This is a genomic window from Prevotella sp. CAG:255, assembly GCF_000431195.1.
In the GTDB taxonomy this organism is placed as follows: domain Bacteria; phylum Bacteroidota; class Bacteroidia; order Bacteroidales; family Bacteroidaceae; genus Prevotella; species Prevotella rara.
The window spans coordinates 1-11794 of the sequence record NZ_HF986800.1 but is presented as its reverse complement, the minus strand read 5'-3'; the positions used below and the strand labels follow the sequence as shown (position 1 = coordinate 11794).

At 44.5% G+C, this 11794-nt stretch carries 8 protein-coding genes and 1 pseudogene; all 9 read left to right on the top strand.

Annotated features, from left to right (window positions below; genetic code table 11):
* Positions 1 to 62 precede the first annotated feature (62 nt).
* Positions 63 to 782: an ABC transporter ATP-binding protein gene (locus tag QVO66_RS05220; RefSeq protein ID WP_021854361.1), complete on the top strand. Its 720-nt coding sequence runs from the start codon at positions 63 to 65 to the stop codon at positions 780 to 782.
* 75 nt (positions 783 to 857) lie between these two features.
* A complete protein-coding gene (locus tag QVO66_RS05215; RefSeq protein WP_021854360.1) occupies positions 858 to 2117 on the top strand; it encodes an ABC transporter permease in 1260 nt (419 codons plus the stop codon).
* A 113-nt stretch (positions 2118 to 2230) separates the two neighbouring features.
* The gene (locus QVO66_RS05210; RefSeq protein ID WP_021854359.1) at positions 2231 to 3475 is read left to right on the top strand and encodes an ABC transporter permease; all 1245 of its coding nucleotides are present in this window, start codon (positions 2231 to 2233) and stop codon (positions 3473 to 3475) included.
* A gap of 89 nt (positions 3476 to 3564) precedes the next feature.
* Positions 3565 to 4680 carry an efflux RND transporter periplasmic adaptor subunit gene (locus QVO66_RS05205; RefSeq protein ID WP_021854358.1) on the top strand — a complete coding sequence of 372 codons (1116 nt, stop codon included), beginning with the start codon at positions 3565 to 3567 and terminating at the stop codon, positions 4678 to 4680.
* Between the two features lie 24 nt (positions 4681 to 4704).
* A complete protein-coding gene (locus QVO66_RS05200) occupies positions 4705 to 6042 on the top strand; it encodes a TolC family protein (RefSeq protein WP_021854357.1) in 1338 nt (445 codons plus the stop codon).
* Positions 6043 to 7162: 1120 nt separating this feature from the next.
* Complete coding sequence (gene hsdR / locus QVO66_RS05195) at positions 7163 to 9496, top strand: EcoAI/FtnUII family type I restriction enzme subunit R (protein ID WP_288172620.1); 2334 nt, start codon at positions 7163 to 7165, stop codon at positions 9494 to 9496.
* A 6-nt stretch (positions 9497 to 9502) separates the two neighbouring features.
* Complete coding sequence (locus QVO66_RS05190; protein WP_021854355.1) at positions 9503 to 11008, top strand: type I restriction-modification system subunit M; 1506 nt, start codon at positions 9503 to 9505, stop codon at positions 11006 to 11008.
* Positions 11005 to 11511 carry a hypothetical protein gene (locus tag QVO66_RS05185; RefSeq protein ID WP_021854354.1) on the top strand — a complete coding sequence of 169 codons (507 nt, stop codon included), beginning with the start codon at positions 11005 to 11007 and terminating at the stop codon, positions 11509 to 11511. Before QVO66_RS05190 ends, QVO66_RS05185 begins: the two co-directional genes overlap by 4 nt.
* 15 nt (positions 11512 to 11526) lie before the next feature.
* Positions 11527 to 11794, top strand: a pseudogene (locus tag QVO66_RS05180) (restriction endonuclease subunit S); the annotation flags it as partial.

Genomic DNA, 11794 nt, shown 5'->3' with positions numbered 1-11794 from the left:
CATTGCTCATGATGCAACCTGAAACCAAGTTATTACGTCTAATGATATAAAAGGAAAATACAATGATACATCTGAAGGACATCAACAAGACCTACAATAACGGACAGCCGCTGCACGTGCTCAAGGGCATCAACCTCGACATAGAGCAGGGCGAGTTTGTGTCTATCATGGGGGCGTCGGGCTCGGGCAAGTCCACGCTGCTCAACATTCTGGGCATTCTCGACAACTACGACTCGGGCGAATACACCCTGGCAGGCACGCTGATAAAGGATCTGTCGGAGACGCGCGCCGCCGAATACCGCAACCGCATGATAGGCTTCATCTTCCAGTCGTTCAACCTCATTGCCTTCAAGACTGCCGTTGAGAACGTCGAGCTGCCGCTGTTTTATCAGGGCGTCGGCCGCAGGCAGCGCCACCGCATGGCGATGGAGTATCTCGAAAGGCTCGGACTGGAGCAGTGGGCAAACCACTATCCCAACGAGATGTCGGGCGGACAGAAGCAGCGCGTGGCCATAGCAAGGGCACTGATAACCAAGCCGCAGATTATTCTTGCCGACGAACCTACCGGTGCACTCGACTCAAAGACCAGCGTGGAGGTGATGAAGCTGCTGAAAAAGCTCAACGAAGACGACGGCATGACCATTGTTGTGGTTACTCACGAGAGCGGCGTTGCCAACGAGACCAACAAGATTGTGCATATAAAGGACGGTCTGATAGGCAACATAGAGACCAACTTCGACCATCACGCTTCGCCGTTCGGCATCGACGGAATGATGAAGTAACACGGCGCAATGCACTTGAAACGGTGGTCTGACAACTGCCTGGACAATTAATGAAAAACATTCAATGACAATAACATGAGAGACGTTTTAGCTGAGATATGGAGCACCGTAAGGCGCAACAAGCTGCGCACCGCGCTTACAGGCTTTGCCGTGGCGTGGGGTATCTTCATGATTATCTTCCTGCTCGGAGCCGGCAACGGACTCATCAACGCCCAGAAAATACAGAGCGACAGGTTTCTCGACAACTCGATGATGGTGGGCGCAGGGTATACGTCGAAGGCTTACGACGGTCTGAAAGAAGGCCGGCGCATAACCCTCAACGACAAAGACAAGGCCCTGACCGACCAAAGCTACAAGCAATATGTGGAGGACACCGGAGCCGAACTGCAACAAAGCGGCATAACGCTTACAAAGGACGCCAACTACGTGAGCGTCACTCTGTCGGGCGTTTATCCCAACGAGGTGAAGATAAACAAGAAGGAGATGCTCTACGGCAGGTTTATCAACCAGATTGACATAGAGCAGTCGCGCAAGTCGCTCGTGCTGAGTGAGGACGACGCAAAGGAACTTCTGCCCGGCGATGTGAGCAATCTCGTCGGCCAATATGTCAACGTCGGCGACATGGCTTTCCGCGTGGTAGGCATCTACGAGGCCGACAAGAGCGGCATGAACAGAGGAGCGTTCATCCCGTTCACCACATTCCGCACCATATACAACAAAGGCGACGAGGTTGGCAACATAGTTTTCTCCTTCCACGGACTTGAGACAGAGAAGGACAACGAGGAGTTTGAGACACAATACAGGGCACGTATCAACGGCAACCACCGCGCCGCTCCCGACGACGAAGGTGCCGTGTGGATATGGAACCGCTTCACACAGAACATGCAGATGAACAAGGGCATTGGCATAATACAGACCGCCCTGTGGATAATAGGTCTGTTCACGCTGCTCAGCGGAATCGTAGGCGTGAGCAACATCATGCTGATAACCGTCAAGGAGCGCACCCGCGAGTTCGGCATACGCAAGGCCATCGGAGCCAAGCCGCTGTCGATATTGCGCCTGATTATCACCGAGAGCATCATCATCACCACCTTCTTCGGCTACATTGGCATGGTGCTGGGCGTGGCTGCCAACGCATATATGGACGCTACGATAGGCCGGATGAAGGTAGACAGCGGACTGTTTGAGGCCACGATGTTCTACAATCCCACTGTCGGCATCGGCACATGCATATCGGCTACGGTAGTGATGATCGTTGCCGGAACGCTTGCCGGACTGATTCCTGCACGCAAGGCTGCCAAGATAAGACCTATCGAAGCGCTGAGAGCGGAATAAGTTTTTTTAATTCATAATTCACAATTCATAATTCATAATGCATAATTGGGATGAACGAAAGCCGCAAAAGCATGTTTTCTTAATTCTTAATTCATAATTCTTAATTAGAAAAGATGAGATTTGACATAGACCGTTATCGCGAGATTCTCGACACGCTTACGAGAAACAAGAGCCGCAGCTTCCTTACCGGATTCGGCGTATTCTGGGGCGTGTTCATGCTTGTGTCGCTTCTCGGAGGAGGACAAGGACTGAAAGAGTTGCTGCAGAAAAACTTTGAAGGCTTTGCCACCAACTCGGCGATAATATGGGCACAGCCCACCACCAAGCCTTATGCCGGATTCCGCAAAGGGCGCCAGTGGAGCATGGTTTACAAGGATGTGGAGCGCCTCAAGCAGCAGGTGCCCGAACTCGAAGTTGTCTCGCCGGTGCTGTCCCACTGGGGAGGCAGCGCCACCTTCAGCGACAAGAAGTCGTCGTGCTCAATGAAAGGCCTGCTGCCGAACTATCAGGAGGTGGAAGCGCCCAAGATGTACTACGGCCGCTACCTAAACGACATGGACATTAAGCAGAACCGCAAGGTGTGCGTTATAGGCAAGAAGGTTTATAAAGACCTGTTTCCGGGCGGCGGCGATCCGTGCGGAAAGATGATATGCGTAGACAAGATCTACTATGACGTGGTAGGCGTCGACTACAGTTCGGGCAACATGAACATCAACGGACGCACAGAGGAGTCGGTAGTGGTGCCGCTGACATTGATGCAGAAGGCCTACAACCTCGGCGACAGCGTCCACATGATATGTGTAACGGCAAAGCCGGGCATAACCATGAACAGCATATCCGACAAGATGAGAAGCGTGGTGGCACACGCCCACCAGATTGACCCTGCCGACGAAAAAGGCATCATGGTGTTCAACACCGAGGTGCTCTTCGGCATGCTCGACAATCTTTTCAACGGCGTAAACTTCCTCATCCTGCTCGTCGGCATAGGCACACTGCTCGCCGGAGCCATCGGCGTGAGCAACATCATGATGGTTACGGTGCGCGAGCGCACAACAGAGATAGGCATACGGCGAGCCATAGGAGCCACGCCGCGCAACATTCTCGGACAGATAATAACCGAGAGCGTCATACTTACGGCCGTGGCGGGCATGAGCGGCATACTGTTCTCCGTGATAATACTCGAAATGCTTGAACTCGGCAACACGTCCGACGGCATCGTGACAGCCCACTTCCAGGTAAAATTCTGGACCGCCATTGGCGCCATCGTCCTGCTCAGCATTCTCGGCGTGCTGGCCGGCCTGGCTCCGGCAGCAAGGGCTATGAGCATAAAGCCGGTGGACGCCATGAGAGACGAATAAGCACACACGGCCATGATGATAACAGCCCGCATCACAAAAAGATAAATCACTGATAAAAAAGAAACAAATAATTTAAAACCATACTGAACATGAAGAAGTATTTTAAGTTCATTGTCGCAGCACTTATCGTTCTGATATTCATCGGAACATTCGTGTTCCTTTACCAAAAGTCGCAGCCCAAGCCGCTGACTTATGGAGAGTTCACTCCAAAGTTTACAGACATCTACAAGACCACGGTCATAACTGGCACGATAGAGCCACGCGACGAGGTGGAGGTTAAGCCGCAGATAAGCGGTATCATCACCGAGATTTACAAGGAGGCCGGCGACATGGTCAAGGCCGGTGAGGTGATAGCCAAGGTGAAGGTCATTCCCGACATGAGCCAGCTAAGCTCTGCCGAAAGCCGCGTGCGCCTTGCCGACATCAACCTTAAGCAGGCTGAAATAGACTTCCAGCGCGAGAAGGCTCTCTACGACAAGCAGCTCGTGAGCGCCGACGAATACGACAAAGTGCGCCAGACGCTCAATCAGGCTAAAGAGGAAAAGGCTGCTGCCATCGACGCCCTTGAGGTTGTACGCGACGGTGTGTCGCGCAGCAATGCCAGCGCAAGCAGCACTCTCATACGCTCAACCATCAGCGGACTTATACTCGACATTCCTGTAAAGGTGGGTAACTCGGTAATCTTGAGCAACACATTCAACGACGGAACCACCATAGCATCGGTTGCAGACATGGGCGACCTTATATTTAAGGGCAACATTGACGAGACCGAAGTGGGACAGCTCGTAACCGGCATGGAAATGAAGATTACCATTGGCGCACTGCAGAACCTGAAGTTCAACGCACAACTCGAATACATTTCGCCGAAGGCAACAGAGAACAACGGAGCCAACCAGTTTGAGATAAAGGCCGCCGTAAGCGTGCCTGAAGGCAACAAGATACGTTCGGGCTACAGCGCCAACGCCGAGATAGTGCTGGCAAGTGCGAAGAACGTACTGACCGTGCCCGAAAGCGCCATAGAGTTCAGCGGCTCAGACACCTTTGTCTATATCGTAAAGGGCAGCGGCGAGGACAAGACCTACGAGCGCAGGAAGGTTACCACCGGACTGAGCGACGGCGTGAACATACAGATAAAGAGCGGCCTGTCGGCCAAAGACCGTGTTCGCGGACCTAAGAAGGTTACCGACGACGGTGCAGACGAATAAAACTAACCAAAAAGCTCATTTGACATGAAAACCATAATAACCTCAATAGCTCTCATGGCAGCAACCGCCGCCGGAGCGCAGACTGAGCAGGCCGCACAGGGATGGTCGCTGCGCCAGTGCATCAGCTATGCCCTTGAGCACAACATCACCGTGAAGCAGCAGGACGTTACCAAGCAGCAGCGCGAGATAGACCTCAACACGGCAAAGAACAGCCGTCTGCCCGACCTCAACGGTTCGGCGTCACAAAACTGGTCGTTCGGACGCGGTCTGACATCAGAGAACACCTACTCTGACACCAACACCAGCAGCACGTCTTTCTCGCTGGGCACAAGCGTGCCGCTGTTCAGCGGACTGAAGATTCCGCGCACCATAGAGCTCAACAAACTCAACCTTGAAGCAGCCACGGCCGACATGGAAAAGGCGCGCAACGACATCAGCGTGCAGGTGGCACAGGCATACGTGCAGATTCTCTATGACCTGGAGATGCGCGACGTGGCACAGCGCCAGATTTCAATAGACTCAATGCAGGTAGCAAGGCTCAAGGAGATGTACCGCAACGGCAAGGCAAGCGGCGTTGACGTGGCACAACAGGAAGCCACGCTGGCCCAAAGCCGACTGACATACACACAGGCCGACAACGACTACCGGCTGGCACTGCTCGCCCTGACACAACTGCTGGAACTGCCCTCGCCCGAGGGTTTCGCCATAATTCGTCCCGATGCCGGCGGCATTGATCCGTCGGCCGGGGCAGTTCCCCCGTCGCCCGACGAGATTTATCAGGAGGCCATCACCTTCAAGCCCGAAATAAAAGCAGAGCTCTACCGGCTGAAAAGCACCGAGATGAACATCAAGATAGCCCAGAGCGCCCTGCTGCCCACGCTGTCGTTTAACGCCGGCATAGGTTCAAACTATTACAAGACAAGCGGATTCAAAGCCGAAAGCTTCGGCAGACAGATGCGCAACAACTTCAGCCAATATATAGGTCTGAGCCTCAACGTGCCGATATTCAACCGCTTCGCCACGCGAAACAGCATACGCTCGGCCAAGCTTGAACGCGAAACTCAGCAGCTTCAGCTCGACAACGTAAGGAAAAACCTGTATAAGGAGATACAGCAGGCCTACTATAACACCATTGCCGCACGCGCCAAATACGAAAGCAGCATGGAGGCCAGCCGCAGCAACAAGGCAGCCTTCGACCTCATGTCGGCAAAATATGAATACGGCAAGGCCAACATCACAGAGTTTAACGAGGCAAAGAACAACTGGCTGAAGGCCGAAAGCGACCTTGTGATAGCCAAATACGAATATGTCTACGACACAAGCCTCATCGACTTCTACCGCGGAAAGGAGCTTGACTTCTAATCATCAACCGGCAGACATCCCCCATTGTCCGGCATGATGGCGGCATCACAGCCATCACATACGGACAATGCGTAACATACAAAACAATACAACAAGCGGGCAACAGCACTGAACAAACATTCATGCTGTTGCCCGCTTGTTATATCACCAATTCAGCCACAATGTACAACAGGCACAATATGTACTCACCAGCACCCATGAATCATCAGTTGTCATCGTTATACGCAACGACATAAATACAAGAAACATCGCATACATATTCTAAAAATTAACAACAGAATACAGTCTAAGAACAGAAAACTTTTTTATTTTGACGCTCTCAGAATAGCTATGCTGTTCACAGCATTGCCTTCGGGCAACAAAATTGCTCAAAATGCTCATTTAGCGCAATTCTCTGAAATACAACCACTTACACATTTCGGGTAAAGAAACGTAAAGAGTTAAAAAATATTACTCGGCCGTTTACCATACAAAAGTGGGCCATTTACGATTGCCAACAAGCCCATTTATTTAATGAAACAAGCCATTTTACCATCAGAAATTGCCATTTTTAAGGCTAAAAAGCGAGCATAAAGCCAACAGATGTTAATAAAGACATGACTTCAGCAAGGATTATTTAACATCAGTTATACGTTCATTTTCTATTTTAAAGAAAACTCTGTACACAAATAATGTAAAGAGTTTTCGGATAAAATATATTGCGGGATATTTTTTCTGTATATATACAGCCATGAAAAACAAATAACAAAAAAATAAAACTTATACACTGACTTATTTATAAAATACAAATATTATGTAGTAATTATAAACAAAAACGATAACCAAATTATCACGAATTTCGCGTTTTACATTATTCGTATCTTTTACGTAACTAAATCGTGATTAAATATAAACATTTCATCAAATAGAATTATATATTTTTATATCATGAATAAAAAAACAGCAAAAATCATCCAAAGGAGAAAATAATTCTGTAACTTTGCATTCCGTGATCATTACAATTATTGTTCGTATTTCTTTATAATATCATAATAAAGTTACAACAAATTTCAACAATCACAGACTTACAAGTAATTACATCTATTAACTTAAAGTCAACATACACTTATCAGACTTGCGTATGGATAATATTGGGGATTTATCTGAAGAAGACGTGAAACTACGTTATATTACTCCATCTATTTTAAATAAAGGATGGTCAGTGGAAGATATAACAATGGAGACTAAGGTTAAATTAACAGACGGCAAAATTAACCTTAGGGGAAATTTAGTGGCTCGTAGTAAAGCCAAATACGCAGACTATGTCCTTTACTATAATCCTGCTACTCCAATTGCAATAATTGAAGCAAAAGATGCAAATCATGCAATTGGATTTGGCATGCAACAAGCAAAAGAATATGCACAAATGATGGATGTACCATTTGCATTCAGTTCTAATGGATTTGGTTATCAAGAATATGACTTTTTAACCGGTAAGGAACGTGCCTTATCGATTGATGAATTCCCTACTAAAGATGAATTATATTCACGCTTTTTGAAAGAAATCAATGATGGTCACGGTCTGTCTGACAAAGAAAAGAAAGTCATAGAACAACCATTCTGTACTGGAAAAGATATATTTCCTCCAAGATATTATCAACGTAATGCCATTAATCGTACAGTCAATGCTGTTGCACAGGGGAAAAAACGCCTTTTACTCGTCATGGCAACAGGAACAGGTAAAACGTATACAGCTTTTCAAATTGTCTATCGATTATTAAAGGCAGGCTTGGTAAAAAAGGTGTTATATCTGGCGGACAGAAATATTTTGATTGACCAATCCATACAACAAGACTTCAAGCCGCTTAATAAAACAGTTCATAAAGTAAATTATCAACAAGATTTGAACAACGGCAGTACGGCATATGAAGTTTACTTTGCGTTATATCAACAACTTATAGGTCAAGGCGGAAAACAGAATTATAAAGAATTGTTTAAGCCTGAATTCTTTGATATGGTCATTGTTGATGAGTGCCACAGAGGCAGTGCGAAAGACGACAGTAACTGGCGAGAAATACTTGATTATTTTACGGATGCAATACAATTAGGTATGACCGCAACTCCGAAAGAAACCAAATATCAATCAAGTATCAGTTATTTTAATGACCCGATTTATACGTATAGTTTAAAAGAAGGTATTGAAGATGGATTCTTAGCACCATTCAGAGTCGTTAACATCACTACAAATATAGGTGATGAATGGAGACCTGTAAAAGGACAAACGGATATACATGGAAATCCTATAGAAGATCGAATCTATAATAACTCAGATTATGATTATAATATTGTTATTGAGGACCGCATAAGAGAAGTGGCACATGAGATAACAAAATACTTGAAAAGTACAGACAGAATGGCAAAAACCATTGTGTTTTGTGCAGATGAAGACCATGCAGACAGAATGAGGACAGCCCTTATAAATGAGAACTCTGATATGTGCAGAAAAAATCCCGATTATGTAGTTCGAATTACAGGCAGTGATCCATATGGTCAATCTAAATTGGATTATTTTATTTCTGTAGCATCAAAATATCCCGTAATCGCAACAACAAGCAAACTGCTATCTACAGGCGTTGATTGTAAAATGGTGAAACTTATTGTGCTTGATCAACGCATTAACTCTATGACAGAGTTTAAGCAGATTGTCGGTAGAGGTACCAGAATCCGTGAAAAAGAAGGTAAAACATACTTTACCATTATGGATTTCCGCAATATTACACGTCTGTTTGCAGATCCGGAATGGGATGGTCCTATAACAATAAACGAAGGATACAAGGAAACCATAAACTATCCCCAATATAAAGAAAAACCTTCTATGGTCAGCGAGCCAGAACATCATTTTAAGCCCATCGTGAATAAGGATGGATGTTCGGTTAAGGTTATCAATAAAATAGTTTCAGTATATGATACCAATGGCAAACTTTTACGCACAGAAAGTATAACAGATTACACTCGCAAGAACATCAATGATACTTATAAAAATCTTAATGATTTTATATTACATTGGAATACTGCGAAAAACAAAACTGAGATAACAGATTTATTGCGTGAAAATGGCATAGACCTTCATGCCTTAAAACAAGAGCAAAATATGGACGACGTTGATGACTTCGATTTCATATGCCACATAGCTTATGGAAAGAAACCATTAACAAGGCGTGAAAGAGCCGAAAACGTAAAGAAACGTGATATATTCAATAAATACGGGACACAAGCAAAAAAAGTACTTGAAGCATTACTGGAAAAATACACCGATGATGGTATAACACAATTGGAGAGCAGGAATGTTCTTCGCCTTGACCCATTCAGTAAAATGGGATCGCCATCTAATATAGCAAAATTTTTCGGCGGTAACAAACAATACTTATCTGCAGTGAAAGAACTTGAAAATTTAATTTATAGCAATATAGTATAATCAAATATGGCACTAAATAATTTTGTCAAGAGTATCCGTAACATTATGCGCAATGATGCAGGCATCAATGGTGATGCCCAACGCATTGAACAAATTGCATGGATGCTGTTTTTAAAAGTTTATGACGAGAAAGAGAACGATTGGGAATTCGATGATGAAAATTATACATCCTTTATTCCTGAAAATTGCCGATGGCGCAACTGGGCAAAGGACAACGGAGATGGAGAAGCGTTAACAGCAGACAAACTTTTAGATTTTGTAAACAACACCCTATTTCCGACATTAAAAGGTCTGACAGTCACACCTGAAACCCCTATGCGTAGTGCTATTGTCCGTACTACGTTTGAAGATGCGAACCAATATATGAAGGATGGAGTGCTGCTTCGGCAAGTAATAAATGTCATAGACCAACTTGACCTTGGCGATTATGAGGAGAGCCATGCTTTTGGAGAAATTTATGAATCCATTCTAAAAGAAATGCAGTCAGCAGGATCAGCAGGAGAATTCTACACGCCACGTGCCTTAACAGACTTTATGGCAAACATCATCGATCCGAAGATTGGTGAAAAGATGGCTGACTTTGCTTGCGGTACCGGTGGATTCATAACAAGCTGGCTAAAAGCTCTTGAAAAGAAAGTCAAGACCGTGGAAGATCAGGAAAAATATACAAAATCTATCTATGGCATTGAGAAGAAGCAGTTTCCATATATGTTGTGCGTTACTAATATGCTATTACACGGCATAGACTCTCCACATGTGATGCATGATAACTCATTGACAAAAGATGTTCTTAATTATACAGATGAAGATAAATTTGATGTTATCTTGATGAATCCTCCATACGGAGGCAATGAGAAAAATGACACAAAGCAACATTTCCCATCAGACTTACGTTCAAGTGAAACTGCCGACCTATTCATGGTACTTATCATGTACCGTCTTGCTAATGGAGGACGTGCAGCAGTAATTTTGCCTGATGGTTTCTTGTTTGGTACAGACAATGCAAAATTAGCCATCAAAGAAAAATTATTACGGGAGTTTAATCTTCATACTATTATTCGTCTGCCAGGAAGCATTTTCGCACCATATACAAGCATTGCAACCAATATTATATTCTTTAATAAAGAAAAGGCTGAAGGAGCTGAAGAAGGCTTTTGTACAAAAAACACGTGGTTTTATCGCCTTGATATGCCGGAAGGATACAAGCACTTCTCTAAGACAAAGCCAATGAGAGCAGAACACTGCCAGCCCATCATTGACTGGTGGAATAACCGTCAAGAAATTATAGATTCTGAAAATAACGACGAAAAATCACGCTGTTTTACAGCGCAACAGCTTCTTGACATAGATTGTAACTTTGACCAATGTAAATTTCCGAAGGAAGAAGAAGAAATTCTTCCTCCTGCAGAACTGCTGTCCGATTATTACAAGAAACGAGCTACACTTGAACATGAAATAGACAAAACTTTATCAGAAATTCAAAAAATTTTAGGTATTACAATAGAAAAATGATAAAAAATTTATATCTTTACATACTAAGTTTTTTCTTATACTTGGTCTTTGTTCCTAACGTATCAGCACAAACTGTAGGTTACACCTATAAAGCACTTGCAGCCGAAGGTTGTTACATGAAGTATAGTGTGGCAAAACAAGACACCATATATTCTATAATAGCTACAGTGCGTTCAGACAGGATGAATTTCCTTAACGAACCAACTATGAAAATCAGGACATTCACAGGTAAATATCTTGAACTAAAAGGAACTGTAATTGGTAACGGAAGTCAATCTACCAGTATTATAAGTGGAAATATAGTAATTCCTGTTACAGAAATTAGTTCTACAGCCCAATTTAGAATTACTCCACAACAATTTAAAATATTAAATGAAGGAGTGGCAAAAATTCGTTTGTCTATGACACCTATGAATCATGAACGTACCTTCAAAAAAGACAAGATAGGGAAAAAGTTATATCAGTTCTACCTAACTGAAAAACAAAAAGACGAGAACTTCTAAATCGGTTAGAATATGATGAACGGTAAACAATTAAAAAACAGCATACTACAATGGGCGATACAGGGAAAACTTGTACCGCAAGACCCCAATGATGAACCAGCATCTGTGCTACTTGAAAAAATCAGGGAAGAAAAAGCAAAACTTGTTAAGGAGGGTAAAATAAGGAAAAATAAAAAAGAATCGATTATTTACCGCGGTGACGATAATTCCTATTATGAGAAGATTATTGCCACAGGGGAGGTGAAATGTATTGATGAGGATATTCCATTTGAAATACCGAATG